The following is a 14,419-nucleotide window of genomic DNA, read 5'->3' as shown; positions in this document are numbered from 1 at the left end:
AGGCCCCTCCCCCGGACCTCGCCCCGCCAGGGCGCGGCGACCCGGCCGATCGGGCTAGGCTCTGTGCCATCCCCGTTCCCCCTGGCACGGAAAAACCATGGTGAAGGTGGCGCCGCCGCCGGGCGGGGACTGGATGGTGATCCAGCCGCCGTGTTCCTCGACGATACGCCGCACGATGGGCAGCCCCAGGCCCGAGCCTTCGCCCTTGGTGGTGAAAAAGGGCTGAAAGATGGTGTCGAGCAGGGCCGGGTCCACGCCCGGCCCGCTGTCGGTCACCCGCAGGGCCAGCACCCGGCCGTGGGGTTCGAGCAGGCCCACTTCCTCGCGGATGCACAGGCTCCCGCCCTCGACCATGGCCTCGCAGGCGTTGAGCACCAGGTTGACCAGGGCCTCCTTGAGCTGGTCCGGGTCGGCGTTGATCTCGGGCAGCATCCGGGCCCGTTCCACCGAGACGGCGACGTTGTAGGATTCCAGGCGGTGCCGCAGGAGGTTGAGGGTGGTGTCCACCACCACCGACAGGCTCACGGGCTGGGCCGTCAGTTTGGGCGGCCGGGCGAATTCCAGGAAATTGCGCACGATGGTGTCGATGTGCCCGATCTCCTCGGCGATGACCTCGAAATCCTCCTGCTGGGAGGGCGTGAGCTTGAGCCCGCGCTCCAGGGAGAAAAGCCGCATCTTGACCGAGGTCAGGGGGTTGCGGATGGTGTGGGCCACGCCGGCGGCCAGCCGACCGGCCAGGGCCAGCTTCTCCGACTGCATGAGGTCCGTGTGGGCCTTGTCCACGTCCTTTTCCAGGTTGCGGAACTTCTCCCCGATGGCCTTGACCTCGTCGGAAAAGCCGGCCAGGGCCTCCTTGCCCCGCTCGCCCCGGGCCAGGCGGCGGATGGGGTCGAGGATCTGGCCGACCAGGACGTAGGCCAGGAAAAAACCCAGGGTGGCGTTGATGACCACGCCGATGACGGCCACGCCCATGACCAGGTCCGTGCGCTCCAGGTAGACCTGGCCGGTCTCGCGCATGCGGGCCCGGAAGAAATCCTTGAACCGTTCGCACAGCTCGCGCAGGCCGTCGAAATCCTCGCGCACGGCCCAGTGCTGGCCCTTGGCCGCCTCGACCCGCCCCTGCTGGTAGAGGCGGATGACGTTGTCCTTGGCTTCGGCGTAGTCCTTGTAGGCCGCCTCGATGCCGTCGAGGAGGGCAACCGCCTCGGGCGCCTCCACCTGCTCGCGCAGCCGCTCCAGCCACAGTTGGAAGGTCCGCCGGCTCTCGTCGAGCTTGACGAGCCAGGTCTGGTCCTGGCTCAGGTAGAAATAGGTGGCATAGCCCTTCTGGTTGAGCAGGGCGTTTTCCAGCTCGTGGGCGGCGGTCAGGGCGGCCAGGTCCTTGTCGGCCGTGGCCGTATAGAGGTCGCGGGCCATGGCCGCGTACCAGACCATGATGACCGGCCCGGCCATGTTGACCAGCAACAGCCCCCCCAGCAGCAGGTAGACCCGGGTGCGCAGCCCCATGTGGGCCAGGGCGGCCGGGCTGCGGGCCTTTTTCGCGGCGGCTTTCATGGGGGCGGCGTCTCCTTGGCGGCAAACTGGGCGGGCGGCCCGGGCGCCCGGCAGCACCCGCCCGACGCACCAGCCTCTTACCGGCCGCGGGCGGCCGTGGCAACGTCCCGGCCGGCCGGGCGGCCGCTGCCGCCTGCCGTGTGGAGCAGGCCGGCCAGCCGCAGATTCCCCCGGGGAGGAGGGCCTCCCGATGCACTCCGCCGGCAGGGCCACGACCCTGTCGTGACCAGCGGCAGCCGCACGACGTGACGGCTCTCTGTCGGGGGCCGCCGGCCGGCCCCGGCCTCCAGGCGCGGGGGAGGCTCAGGCGGCCAGGGCCCGGGGGCTTTCCCCCCGGCCGCCGCGCAACCGGTCGATGAGCTGCTGCAGTTCCTCGGCCATGCCGGACAGGTCGTGGGCGGCCCGGGAGGTCGCGTCCACCCCGGCCACGTTGTCTTCGGCCACCTGGTTGATCTCGGCAATGGCCCGGCTGATCTGTTCCGAGGCGGCGGACTGCTCCTCGGCCGAGGCGGCGATGGACTGGACCTGGCCGCTGGTGGCGTCGGCGTGGCCGACGATGGCGGCGATGGCTTGGCCGGAATTTTCGGACAGCCCGTTGGCCTCGGCCACGGCGGCCACGGCCTGGTCCATGCTTTTGATGTTGCCGCCGGCGGCGTCCTGGATGGCCCGGATGCGGGCCTCCACTTCCTTGGTGGCGACCATGGTCTTTTCGGCCAGTTTGCGCACCTCGTCGGCGACCACGGCAAAGCCGCGCCCGGCCTCACCGGCCCGGGCCGCCTCGATGGCGGCGTTTAAGGCCAGCAGGTTGGTCTGGTCGGCGATGTCGTTGATCACGCCCACCACCTGGCCGATGGACTGGGCCTCCTGGCCGAGGCCGGCCATGTCGGTTTTCAGCGCCGCGGCGATGCCGTTGACCTTGGCCATGGCCGCGCCGGCCCGCCTGACCACCTCGGCCCCGGTTGCGGCCTCGTCGCGGGTCTCCCCGGCGATGCGGGCGGCCGTGCCGGCATTGTCGGCGATCTCCAGGATGGTGGCGTTCATCTGGCCGATGGCCGCGGCGGTCTCGTCCACTCGGCGGCGCTGGAGTTCCACGCCCGAGGCGGCCTGTTCGGTCTGGGCCGAAAGCTCCTGGGCGGCCTCGGACAGCCGCCGGGAAATGCCGCCGGCCTGGTCGGCCACGGCCCGCATGCGCTCCAGGGTGGCGGCCAGTTCCGCCTCCTTGCGCCGGGTCTCGGCCACGGCCTCTTCGGCCGCCTGGGCTTGCCTCGTGGCCTCGTCCTGCTTTTGCGCCACCTCGCGCATCTTTTCCTTGAGGTTGTCCACCATGGCCGTGATGTCGTCGCGAAGGGCGGCGAACTCGGCCTCGAAGCGGCCGGTGGGCCGGGCGTCCAGGTCGCCCGAACGCACCAGGCGCGAATACGCGCCCAGGGAGGCCAGGGAAGCGGTTAGGCCCCGGATGATCCACAGGATGACCGCCAGCACGGCCAGCCCGAGCACGGCCTGGACGGCGGCGGTGGCCCAGTCCACCATCGCCTGGACCTCGGCCCGGCGGTCGGCGTAGAATTTACCGATCTTCTCGAAGCGGGGCATGAGGTTGCGCCCGCTTTGCACCATGGCTTCGGCCACCCGCTTCCCCTTTGCGGCCGCCTCCACGTAGGCGGTGAAACTGCGCTGGTAGGCGTCGATGACGCCGGTGAAGGCCTTTTTCTCGGCCGCCGGGATCTCGGGGCTCTGGTCCACCATGGTCCGCAGGCGCGTCACCGAGGCCCCGACCTTGTCCACGTAGCCGGCCTCGTCGCGCAGCTGCCAGTTCTTCTCGTGGCGGCGCACGGTTAAAAGCTCGATCTGGAAATCCTTGTCCGTCACGGGCTTGAACTTGTCGTCGAGCTGCCGGGCGGCGGCGACGAAATCGCCCATGAGCCCCTGGCGCTCGTCGAAGCCCTTGCGCCGCTCGATGGCCACCAGGTCCTCGAAGCCCTTGCGGTAGACGGCCAGTTCGTCCAGGGCGTCGCGGACCTCGGCGGCCAAGGCCTCGTCCTGGCCGGCCAGTTTCTCGATGTCGCGTTTGACCTTGTCGGCGTGGGCCAGGGCCGGCTCCACATAGGACGGATCCATGCGCATGAGGAAATTTTTTTCCTCGCGCCGGGCCTGCAACAGCTCCAGATAGGCGTCGGCGGCCAGGCCCTCGAGGGAACGGCAGCGCGCCTCGTACGAGGCGCCGATGCGGTCGGCCGCCAGGGAACAGGCAAAACCCAGCACACAGACGCCCAGCAACAACCAGAGCTTGCCCCGCACGCTCATAATACCCCCGTACGACGAGAACGGCTTTCGCGGAATGCGACAGCCCCTAGCCCTTCCCCCAACCGCCGCCACAGGCGCGGCCCGGCCGGGCAAAATAGGTTTGAAGGGATGGGTTCGCAAAGGCCATGCCAACCCGAACATGTGATTTCCATCACGTTTTGGCGCCGCCCCACGAATCGTGACCACCATCTGTGTCAGGATATTTTACACTCCGTCAAGAGGGGCGCATTGACTTGCCCGCCGGCCTTTGTCAGACCCTAGGCCATGGACAAAGAAACCGCCTTTCCCGCATCCCGCCCGGTTCGCCGCCGTTGCCACCGGCGGCTGGCCCTGGCCGCGGCCGCCTTGGCCCTGGCCGCGCTGGCCCCGCAAACGGCCGCGGCCGACATGCTCAGCGGCGGGCTGTTGGGCAGCCTGCTGCGCGGCGACCCCTTCACCGGCCCCCGGGTGTTCGACCTCCTCGTCATCGGGCTGGCCATCTTCCTGGTGTTGCGCCTGATCCTCGGCCGGCAAAAACCCGGGAACCGGGCCGATGACCCGGCCACGCCCCGGGACGGGCAGGCGCCCCCCCCGCGCGAGGCTTCACCGCCCGACCCCGGCAGCCCGCCCGGCCCGGGCACCCCGCCCGGCTCCGGTGCCCCGCGCCCCAAGCCCGACATGTATTCCAACGCCGCCGCCACCTGGGCCTACCTGCAATCCGCGCCGTCCAAGGACGGCCCCGCCACGCCGCCCGCCGCCCCCGGCTCGGACGCGGAATTCCTCGCCGGGGCCAAGCTGGCCTATTCGCGCATCGTGGCGGCCATCGCCAAACGCGACTTCGACGACCTCGCCTCGTTTGTGACGCCGGAATTGTTGGCCAAATTGCGCCAAAGCCTGCCCGCCTCGCCGCCGCCCGAGCCCGACATCCTCCTCGTCGAGGCCAAGCTCGCCGACAAGCGCCAGGAAGACAGGCGCACCGTCATGGTGGTGGACTACGATGTCCTCATCCACGAGGAAAACGCCCCCCACAACACCGACCGTTTCGAGCGTTGGCGCTTTTCCCGCGACGAGGCCGACCAGGCCGCCACCTGGCTCCTCGAAGACAGGGAACAACGGCGTTAAGCGCACGCCCGCCGGCCGGTTGCCCAGCCCGTACCCCGCTTGGGCCTCCTGGGGCCGCTGCCCGCTCTCGGGCCGCTCCGCGCCGCCTGCCCCAGCAACAGGCGGCGCAACGCAAGCGCAGCGGCCTGAAAACCTCCAGGGCATGACAGGCGCTTTTCATACGCTGCGCTGTATCAGCCAAACGATCTCCCCGTTGCACCATTGGCATCATCCGTATTTTCTACGCATCTTCCGCTTCGAACGGCATACACACCCTGCTGCGGCGCAGACATATCCTTGCATAATTCAATTATTGTTTTCATAAATGTTGTGATGCATGTGCCCAGTTCCGCGTTGACATCTCTTTTAAAAAGGCCTTAGTAGTATGGAACGAATTCTTCTCCGGCGACAACCAGCTGCCCGACGGCAACGCAATGAAACGGCAATGGAGCGCGGGATGTACCAAGCGAGAACCGAGCAGTATGGACAAATAACACCCGAGGAACGCCATGAAACGTTTCGGTTGGCTTATTGTCCTTGTCCTGGCCCTCCTCCCCACCGGCCCAAGCTTCGCAGCGGATGACCTCCTGCTGTTGACGATTCCGGTCATGAGCGGCTCCGGTCCCGGGAAATACAAAGGCATCAAGTTCATTCCAGGCACGTCGACCGAGCAAGGCAGTCAACTCATACCGGTTTCCGGCGGCTCCATCAGTTTCAGCCAGGGCCCGCTGGCCGGCGTGACCATCACCGTTCCGCCCAATGCCATCAAACAGGCCACGACCTTCACCATCGCCTCCAACAGCGGCCGGCTCGCCCCCGTCTCGGGCACCTTCTCGGGCCGGGTCATCGACATCACGACCTCGGGCCAGACCACCTTCGACGAACCCCTGGAAATCACCGTCCCCCTGCCGGCCGACACCAGCCTCGTTCCCGTGCCCTACTACATCGCCCCGGACAACTCCGTGCAACCCTGCGACCTCGGCACAATCGACGAGGTGGCCGGCACCGTCACCTACTACACTTTCCACGCCTCGCTGTATGCGGAGATCTGGTCGGCCATCATCGGCGAGGGCGGCCATACCAGCTATCGCCCGGGCTCCGACGGCTTCCAGATCGGCAACGCCGGCTCCAGCTACAACCCCGATGGCGAATGCTACGGCATGACCGGATTTTCGCTCTGGTATTACCGCAACAAGGGCCAGGGCTTCTATGGCAAGTTCATGGAGGACATCGTCAGCCCGGTCAGCGGCTTGACGGTCAAGGGGCAGGACATCATCGCCACCCGGGCCCATACGTCGTTTTCCCGGATGTGGACGACGTTTTTCCCCAAGCTCTCGGCCATCCAGAATATGTCCGACGAGAAAACCTACGCCAGCATCAGCTCGCTGCTCAAAAACACCAAGAACCCCGTCATGCTCTACCTGACCCAGAAGCCTGGCTCCTCCAACGCCCATGCCGTGCTCGCCTACGACAACACCGCCTACGGCACCATCGCCGTCTACGACCCCAACAACCCAGGCCTGGCCTCCACCGTCCACTACGACGGCAGCAACAAGCAGTTCCTGCCCTACACCGGCTTTACCAAAATCCGTATGCTTGGCCAGGGCGCCATGTACACCGAGCCCTACGACCGCATCTACGCCGATGCCTCGACCGGTTTCCACGGCAGTTCCGACGCCAAGATCACCATCACCTCCCACACCACGGAGCAGCAGGTCACGGACCGCACCGTCACCATCGCCGGCAAAGTGGAAAGCGGTGAAATCGTCGTCAATAAGATGGAGATCCTCCTCAACGGGAAGACTACCTTCACCGGGGAGGTCAAGGAGGATGGCAGTTTCAGCATTCCCGTGAGCCTGGCCTACGGCAAGAACAATCTTTTCTTCCTGACGTACGGCCTGGACAGCAAAAACAACAGCGTGGACGCCCTCAACAACCTGTACGAGGGCTTCGTCCTCAACCTCCTGACCGGCAAGGCGACCATCCTGGTCACCCTGACCTGGGGCGGCAGCAATACCGACATCGACCTCTACGTCGTCGACCCCAACGGCGATTACTCCTGCTACTACCACAAGACGACGGCCGATGGCGGCGTGCTCGATTACGACATTCAATACGGCTACGGCCCCGAGCACTGGACCCTGCTCGACACGAAAACCGTGCGCTGGGACGAGCCCTACAAGGTCCGTGTCCACTACTACAGCGACCATTCCTCGGCCGAGGAAGTTGTCCCCGTTTCCTACAACGTCAGCGTCCAACTCTACGAGGGCACCGACAGCGCCACCACCACGACCTACTCCGGGGTGCTCACCGCGGAGAGCAGCACCAATACCGGGCCCAACGCCACCGGCCCGGACTGGGACGACGTGGTGACGATTACCCCGGTCCAGCCCACTTCCGGCTTGACCGGCCCCCTCGTGCGGCGCGGCACGGACGGCAAAATTGACATCACCGTGCCCATTCCCCCGGCCGAGGAACGCCTCAAGGCCCCTCCGGCCCGCTAGCCCTCGCGCCGCCCCGGCCATGGTCCGTTCGGGGCGGCGCGGTTCGCCTTGTCATTTTCGCCGTTTTTCCGCATAGAAATAGCATGCGCCGTTCGCCGGCGGGCATGGTGCCCGTCTGGCGGCGCGTCACAGCGTCCCCGTTGCCCCGGCACCGGGAGTTCTCAAGGAGGCGTGCAATGAAGGCATCCGGCATGTGGCGGCTGGCGGGCGGCTTGGTCCTGGCTGCGACCCTGGCCGTGGCGGCCCCGGCCCGGGCCGCGGATTACCAGATCCCGGTGGTGACCGGCGAGCATTGGACCCAATCCTCGCCCCAGGAGCGCAAGGCCTTCCTGGTCGGCGCGGCCACCATCATCGAGCTCGATCAGGAAGTGCAAGGCGAGAAGCCGGCCCAAAACAGCACCATCAACGCCTGGGCCAAGGGCCTTTCGCCCTATACCTTCGACCAGATGGTGGCGGCCATCGACAAATGGTACGCCGACCACCCGGACAAGCTGCGCCGGCCCGTGGTCGAAATCATGTGGTACGACCTGGCCCAGCCCAATTTCGGCGCCACGGACATCGGCCAGGCCGACCCCAAGGCGGCCCTGCAGGAGAAGCGGGCCGAGGCCAAGGCCGCAGCCAAGGCCCGGGCCAAAGCCAAGGCCAAGGAAGCCGCCCAGTAGGCCCGGCCGCGCACCGTTCACAAGCCGTCTTCCGGTATTATATGTACGGGAAGGCGTGCTCCCCTCCGTTTCGAACCGGTCGAGCGGAGGCCCAGCAGTAAAGGAGGACACCATGAAGAAACTGAGCCTGCTTGTCGCCGCCGTCATGCTCGTCGGCGCCTTGGGCTGCACCAACATGACCAAGACCCAGCAGGGTGCCCTGTCCGGCGCGGTTATCGGCGCCGGGGCCGGCGCGGCCATCAGCGCCATCGCCGGCGGCAATGCCGGCATCGGCGCGGGCGTTGGCGGAGCCCTCGGCGGCATCGCCGGCGGCCTCATCGGCCACGAACAGGAAAAACGCGGCTATTAGCAGCGTCCCTGTAACATCCGAGGGTTATTAAAGAATAAGAAATTATTCTTCGGCGTTGCCCGCGAAGCGGCAGGGACCTCTTCGAGGAGGCGACGCAAACCCTCCCGCGCCCGGCCCGGTCGTCACGGCCACCGTTTTGGCCTTGCCGGGCCAACAGGCCCCTTTTCCACTGCGCCCACCCAGGCCGACGACCGTGCGCCGTCGGCCTTTTTCTGGGCTGCATCCCGCCCGCCCCACCCTGGCCCGTGCCCGGCCGTCGTATTGCGCAACCGCTTAAGCAGTTGCCCATCTATTTACGCACCTGACAGGCCGTATTTTTCATCGACTTGAAACGGGAAAACAATTCCTCAACAAAATCAACGCGTGCCATGGGTTATCCTCCTCACCGCACCTGGCATGGTCCGTGCTTTTGTTCACGAAACCAGGAACCGCCGCTATTCGCGGGTGGCGCTTCCGACCGGGCCCGGCCACCAGGCCGGCCCGGAAGCGAGGAGGGAACATGCGACAACGAATCCGCGCCCGAAACGTCCTTGGCGCCCTGGCCATGTTGGCCATGGCCGCCCTGTGCGGCCTGCCGGCCGCCCTGCCGGCGGCCGAACAGGAACCCGAAAAGGCCCCGGGCCGACAACTGGCCCGCAGCGCCGTCGCCGCCCCGGGCGCCCGCTGGACCACGGCCGACCACTCCAAATTCGAAGCCCTCAAAAAGGACTTCGCCAAGCCCGAGGAGGTCACGGCCGCCTGCCTGTCCTGCCATACCCTGACAGCCGAACAGATCCACCACTCCATCCACTGGACCTGGATCTGCCCCACCTGCGGCGACGGCAAGTCCATGGGCAAATACGGTAAGACCATCAACAACTTCTGCATCGCCGTGCCCTCCAACGAGCCGCGCTGCACCTCCTGCCACATCGGCTACGGCTGGAAGGACAAGGATTTCGATTTCGCCTCCAACGACCGCATCGACTGTCTGGTCTGCCACGACACCACCCATACCTACAAGAAATTCCCCACCAAGGCCGGCTATCCCGCAACCGAGCCCACGGTCTTCCCCGAAGACGGCGTCACCTACCTGCCGCCGGACTACAAGGTCATCCTGGGCAAGGTCGGCCGGCCCGACCGCCTCAACTGCGGCGCCTGCCACTTCTACGGCGGCGGCAGCGACGGCGTGAAGCACGGCGACCTCGACAGCTCCATGGGCATGCCCAAAAAGTCCCTGGACGTGCACATGGACGCCGAGGGCCTCAACTTCACCTGCCAGCGCTGCCACACCACCAAGGAACACCAGATCGCCGGCCGGCTCTACACCTCCCCGGCCGCGCCCGAACGCATCAGCCTCACCGAGGCCGACCTGGCCTCCAAGATCGCCTGCGAATCCTGCCACGGCCAAAAGCCCCACAAGCGCGACGCCAAGGCCAACGACCACACCGACAAGGTCGCCTGCCAGTCCTGCCACATTCCGGAGTTCGCCCGGGTGCTGCCCACCAAGATGTCCTGGGACTGGTCCACCGCCGGAAAGAAAAACGCCGAAGGCAAGCCGTTCAAAAAGGATGGTCCCTACGGCAAGCCCGTCTACGACACCAAGAAGGGCGATTTCGTCTGGGAGAAAAACGTCACCCCGGCCTACTATTGGTTCAACGGGGCCATGAGCAACATGCTCGTCACCGACACCGTGGACCCGACGCGCATCGTCGCCCTCAACCACCCCGCCGGCTCGCCGGACGATCCCCAGGCCCGCATCATGCCATTCAAGCGCCACACCGGAAAACAGCCCTTCGATCCGATGGGCGCCACCATGGTCATTCCCCACCTGTTCGGCCCCAAGGACCCCAATGCCTACTGGACCGGCTACGATTGGAAAAACGCCGTCACCGCCGGCATGCAATACGTCGACCTGCCGTTTTCCGGCGAAGTCGGCTTCGTGGAAACGGAATACTTCTTCCCCATCACCCACATGGTCGCGCCCAAGGAAAACGTCGTACCCTGCCAGCAGTGCCACGCCGTGGACGGCCGCCTCGAGGGGCTGCCCGGCGTCTACATCCCCGGCCGCGACGTCCACGCCGCCGTCACGTCCGTGGGCTGGTTCGCCGTCGGCGCAGCCTTCGTGGCCGTGTGCGGCCACGGCATCATGCGGCTGGTTTCGCGCAAAAGGAGGAATGGACAATGAACGGCAACACCAACGGAAACGGCGCCATGTTCTACCTCTACACCCGCTACGAACGCTTCTGGCACTGGCTGCAGGCGGCATTGATCATAAGCCTGCTGGTCACGGGCTTCGAGGTCCACGGCTCCTTTTCGCTGCTCGGCTTCAAGCGGGCCGTGGCCGTCCACGCTTTCCTCGGCGTGGCCTGGCTCATCGCCTTCGCCTTCTTCGTCTTCTGGGTGGCCACCACCGGCGAATGGAAACAGTACGTGCCGACGACCAAAAAGATGTTCGAGGTCATGCGCTTCTACGCCTACGGCATCTTCCTCGGCCAGCCCCACCCCTGCCCCAAGACGCCCGACGCCAAGCACAACCCCCTCCAGCGCCTGACCTACCTGACTCTGGCCGCCATCCTGCTGCCCTTCATGATGGCCACCGGGCTGCTGTATTACCTCTATAACGACTGGCCCAGCCTGGGGCTGGCCGGCTTGCACCTCTCCAGCGTGGCCCTGGCCCACCTCATCGGCGCCTTTGCCATCCTCGCCTTCCTGGTGGTCCATATTTACATGACCACCACCGGGCACACCCCCCTGGCCCACATGCGCGCCATGGTCACGGGCTGGGAGGAGGCGACGGCCGAGAAGCCCCAGGACTGGGAGAAACGGGCGGCGTAAGGCGTGTAGGGTGAGTAAGGTGTAAGACTGTTGTGTGGCTGAACCTGTGTTGTGCGGCACACGGGAAAAGGCGAATGCCTCCGGCGGCCAGGAGGGGCCGAGGGCCCCTCCTGGACCACCCCGATGGGGGCGGATGGAGGATGGGTCGGGAATGGTGAGCGGCGAGACGTCGGCCGTTGTGGTCGCGCAATGGGGCCTGCCGACACTGGCCGTAAAGCCGGCCAGCACGGCAGGCCCCATTGCGCGACCACGGGCGCCAGCGGCGAAGCGCCGCATGGAAAGAATGGAATCTGTTGGCTTGCGCCGCCCTCTGCCCGTATTTGGCGAAGCGCCGTATGGGAAGAGAAAACCGGTGGACGTCTGTAACCGCCGCACAAGAAGCGCAAGAGCCTTTCAAGAGGCTTCCAAAGCAAAAAAATCCAGACCCCTCGGCCCGAAGGGCCGACGGCTGGGCGAGGCCGCAATTGCCCCTTTCGAGCCAGGAGCGAAGCGACGGCATCGAAAGGGGCAATTGCGGCCTCGCATCTTCGCGCCGCTCACGCCGCCCACGCCGCGCACGTCCGACGCCCCGGTGCCCATAGCCTTCCCGCCCGCCCACGCCGACGGGGGGGCCTGGGGGGCGTCACGCCCCCAGCGGAGAGGTCCAGGAGAGGCGGCGCCTCGCCTGGTGGGGTCCAGGGGCAAAGCCCCTGGCCGCCGGAGGCATGCGATGGGCCCCGTTGCCGTTCCCGTACCCGTAGCCAATCCCGTTGCCGTTCCCGGCAACATTCCCGGCACCGGGCAACGTTCCCGTGGCCGTTCCCGTCAACGTTCCTCGTCGAGTTGTTTGGCTTCGGCTTCGGTGAGTGGTTCCCACGCCGATGGAAAAAGCAGCATGACGGCCGCAAAAAAGACCAAGACCGCCGCGTAAAGGGCATCCTTCATGGCCTTCTCCCCCTGTTTCTCCCGGCCCCCCCGGACCGGAACTCCCTGGTTCCCTGGTTTTTGTTCTATGCTTTTTTTGCCGTCCGGCAAGGGAAATCGTGGCTTGTCACCCTGGTCTGTTTGCACAATTGGCCGCCTTGGGCTACATCATGGACGACCCTGTCCGAAAATTGCTTGCAAGGAGGGGCGCGATGGCCCTTTTCGGAAGCGACAAGAAAAAAAAGACCAATGATACCAAAGCAACGAAACCGGCCAAGCCCAAGCGGTTGATCCCCGAGGACAACCTGGCCGAATTGACCAAGTTCTTCGAGCCGATGCAGGAGCCGGTCGAGCTTGTCGTCTTTACCGACCCCAAGCAAAACGCGCCCTATAACGACTTCATGGTTTCGCTTTGCCGGGAACTGTCGGAAATCACGCCCAAGATCACGACCCGATTCGAGGCGCTGGAAAGCGACGTGGCCAAGCTGTACGGCGTGGATTTCTCGCCGACCCTACTGCTGGCCCCGGACCGGTGCAAGATCCGCTACCTGGGCGCGCCCCTTGGCGAGGAGGCGCGCACGCTGATCGAAACCATCATGCGCCTTTCCGTGGGCAACAGCGGCCTGGGCCAGATCAGCCGGCAACTGCTTGGCGAGCTGGAGGAGAAACGCCACGTCCGGGTGTTCGTCAATCCGGCCTGCCCGTACTGCCCGGGCCAGGTGGCCCATGCCTTCCACTGCGCCATGGAGCGGCCCGACCTCGTGTCGGCCGAGTGCGTGGACAGCTCCCAGCACCCGGCCCTGGCCGACAAGTTCCATGTGGGTTCGGTGCCGCACACCTTCATCAATGACGATTTCTCGGTGTTGGGGCTGGTGCCCGAGGAACGCTTCGTGGTGGAGCTGGTGACGCTCAAAAGCGCCGAGGACCTCGTGGCGAGCCAACGCGGCCTGGGCATGGAGCCGGGCGGCGGGCTGGCCGTGGAAGAAGTGGACGTGGTGGTGGCCGGGGCCGGCCCGGCGGGCCTGACCGCGGCCATGTACGCCGTGCGCAGCGGCCTTTCCGCCGTGGTGCTGGAGAAAAACGTCATCGGCGGCCAGGTGGCCCTGACCCCGGTGGTGGAGAACTACCCCGGCTTCGCCAACGTGGCGGGCAAGCGGCTGATGGAGATGATCGCCGACCAGGCCCGGGGCTACGCCGACGTGCGCGAGGGCGAGGGCATCGACGAGGTCAAGATCGGCAAGCACGTGGAGGTCTACACGAGCAAGGCCGTGTACGTGGCCCGGGCGCTGATCCTGGCCACGGGCGCGACCTGGAAGAAGCTCGACGTGCCGGGCGAGGAGCGCTATTTCGGCTTTGGCGTCAGCTACTGTTCGACCTGCGACGGCTACCTCTACCGCGACAAGAAGGCGGTGGTGGTGGGCGGCGGCAACACGGCCCTCACCGACGCCCTGCACCTCAAAAACCTCGGCGTGGACGTGACGGTCATCCACCGGCGCGGCGAGTTCCGGGCCGAGAAGCACCTCGTCGACACCCTGGCCAAGGAAGGCGTCAAGACCTTGCTCAATGCCGTGGTGACGGAGATCGTCGGCGCGGACAACAAGGTCACGGGCGTCAAGGTCAAAAACGTCGTGGATGAAACGGAGTCGCTGGTGGAAACCGACGCGGTCTTCGTGGCCATCGGGCTTTTGCCCAATACGGCCCTTGCCGAGGAACTGGGGCTGACGCTCGACGCCGACGGCTTCATCCGGACCGACCGGGCCAAGCGCACGTCGATTCCGCGCATCTACGCCGCCGGCGACGTGACGGGCGGCGCCCGCCAGATCGTCACGGCCGTGGGCGACGGCTCCACGGCCGCGCTGTCGGCCTTCGAGGACCTGGCCCATCCGTACTGGAAGAAGGAGAAAACGGCCTAGTGTTGCGCCCCTTAAAAAATACGATCGTATTTTTTAAGAAAAAATAATTATTCCTTGGCGTTGTATTTGAACAAGCAAATGTCCTCTTCGAGGACGCGACACTCGGGGCCGTATCCAGCCGGCCGCGTCGCCGCACGCGGCCGGCCCCCCGAAGCGTCAGGCCCCACGGCCTCCATGATCACGCCGCGCACTTCGCCGTGCGCGCACGCGGACGGCCGGTCTGCCACCCGAGCTTTTTCGAGCGCGACTACCCTTCGCCGTGCGCGCACGCGGACGGCCGCCCGCAACACCTGGCCCCACGGCCAGGCCGGTGCCCGGACGGCCGCTTCTTTGCGACCG

General features: G+C 66.2%; 9 protein-coding genes. 7 read left to right on the top strand and 2 right to left on the bottom strand.

Features of this window, described 5'->3' with window-relative positions:
* Positions 1–54 precede the first annotated feature (54 nt).
* Complete coding sequence (locus ACP59X_RS08220; RefSeq protein ID WP_428567652.1) at positions 55–1,554, bottom strand: ATP-binding protein; 1,500 nt, start codon at positions 1,552–1,554, stop codon at positions 55–57.
* 303 nt (positions 1,555–1,857) lie between these two features.
* Positions 1,858–3,855 carry a methyl-accepting chemotaxis protein gene (locus ACP59X_RS08215; RefSeq protein ID WP_428567649.1) on the bottom strand — a complete coding sequence of 666 codons (1,998 nt, stop codon included), beginning with the start codon at positions 3,853–3,855 and terminating at the stop codon, positions 1,858–1,860.
* A 264-nt stretch (positions 3,856–4,119) separates the two neighbouring features.
* On the opposite strand from ACP59X_RS08215, the gene ACP59X_RS08210 reads away from it, so the two are divergent.
* The 7 genes from ACP59X_RS08210 (at position 4,120) to ACP59X_RS08180 (ending at position 14,080) form a co-directional block, all read left to right on the top strand.
* The gene (locus tag ACP59X_RS08210) at positions 4,120–4,956 is read left to right on the top strand and encodes a hypothetical protein (RefSeq protein WP_428567646.1); all 837 of its coding nucleotides are present in this window, start codon (positions 4,120–4,122) and stop codon (positions 4,954–4,956) included.
* Between the two features lie 488 nt (positions 4,957–5,444).
* Positions 5,445–7,439 carry a YfaP family protein gene (locus ACP59X_RS08205; RefSeq protein WP_428567643.1) on the top strand — a complete coding sequence of 665 codons (1,995 nt, stop codon included), beginning with the start codon at positions 5,445–5,447 and terminating at the stop codon, positions 7,437–7,439.
* Between the two features lie 176 nt (positions 7,440–7,615).
* Positions 7,616–8,101 (top strand): hypothetical protein, encoded by a 486-nt coding sequence (locus tag ACP59X_RS08200; RefSeq protein WP_428567641.1) that lies wholly within the window; start codon positions 7,616–7,618, stop codon positions 8,099–8,101.
* A gap of 112 nt (positions 8,102–8,213) precedes the next feature.
* On the top strand, positions 8,214–8,450 hold the full coding sequence (locus tag ACP59X_RS08195) for a glycine zipper domain-containing protein (protein WP_428567638.1): 237 nt from the start codon (positions 8,214–8,216) through the stop codon (positions 8,448–8,450).
* A 499-nt stretch (positions 8,451–8,949) separates the two neighbouring features.
* Positions 8,950–10,614 (top strand): tetrathionate reductase family octaheme c-type cytochrome, encoded by a 1,665-nt coding sequence (locus tag ACP59X_RS08190; protein WP_428567635.1) that lies wholly within the window; start codon positions 8,950–8,952, stop codon positions 10,612–10,614.
* On the top strand, positions 10,611–11,264 hold the full coding sequence (locus ACP59X_RS08185) for a cytochrome b/b6 domain-containing protein (RefSeq protein WP_428567632.1): 654 nt from the start codon (positions 10,611–10,613) through the stop codon (positions 11,262–11,264). The genes ACP59X_RS08190 and ACP59X_RS08185 overlap by 4 nt, the downstream gene beginning before the upstream one ends.
* 1,115 nt (positions 11,265–12,379) lie before the next feature.
* Positions 12,380–14,080 carry an FAD-dependent oxidoreductase gene (locus tag ACP59X_RS08180; protein WP_428567630.1) on the top strand — a complete coding sequence of 567 codons (1,701 nt, stop codon included), beginning with the start codon at positions 12,380–12,382 and terminating at the stop codon, positions 14,078–14,080.
* The last annotated feature ends 339 nt before the right edge of the window (positions 14,081–14,419 follow it).

Source organism: Solidesulfovibrio sp. DCME (genome assembly GCF_049995385.1).
In the GTDB taxonomy this organism is placed as follows: Bacteria; Desulfobacterota; Desulfovibrionia; order Desulfovibrionales; family Desulfovibrionaceae; genus Solidesulfovibrio.
Note: the sequence above shows the minus strand (reverse complement) of the source record. Positions and strands in the feature narration are given on the sequence as shown.

Excerpts from the sequence above, each read along its gene's own strand:
- ACP59X_RS08220 (WP_428567652.1), bottom strand. The coding sequence starts at position 1,554 with ATGAAAGCCGCCGCGAAAAAGGCCCGCAGCCCGGCCGCCCTGGCCCAC.
- ACP59X_RS08215 (WP_428567649.1), bottom strand. The coding sequence starts at position 3,855 with ATGAGCGTGCGGGGCAAGCTCTGGTTGTTGCTGGGCGTCTGTGTGCTG.
- ACP59X_RS08210 (WP_428567646.1), top strand. The coding sequence starts at position 4,120 with ATGGACAAAGAAACCGCCTTTCCCGCATCCCGCCCGGTTCGCCGCCGT.
- ACP59X_RS08205 (WP_428567643.1), top strand. The coding sequence starts at position 5,445 with ATGAAACGTTTCGGTTGGCTTATTGTCCTTGTCCTGGCCCTCCTCCCC.
- ACP59X_RS08200 (WP_428567641.1), top strand. The coding sequence starts at position 7,616 with ATGAAGGCATCCGGCATGTGGCGGCTGGCGGGCGGCTTGGTCCTGGCT.
- ACP59X_RS08195 (WP_428567638.1), top strand. The coding sequence starts at position 8,214 with ATGAAGAAACTGAGCCTGCTTGTCGCCGCCGTCATGCTCGTCGGCGCC.
- ACP59X_RS08190 (WP_428567635.1), top strand. The coding sequence starts at position 8,950 with ATGCGACAACGAATCCGCGCCCGAAACGTCCTTGGCGCCCTGGCCATG.
- ACP59X_RS08185 (WP_428567632.1), top strand. The coding sequence starts at position 10,611 with ATGAACGGCAACACCAACGGAAACGGCGCCATGTTCTACCTCTACACC.
- ACP59X_RS08180 (WP_428567630.1), top strand. The coding sequence starts at position 12,380 with ATGGCCCTTTTCGGAAGCGACAAGAAAAAAAAGACCAATGATACCAAA.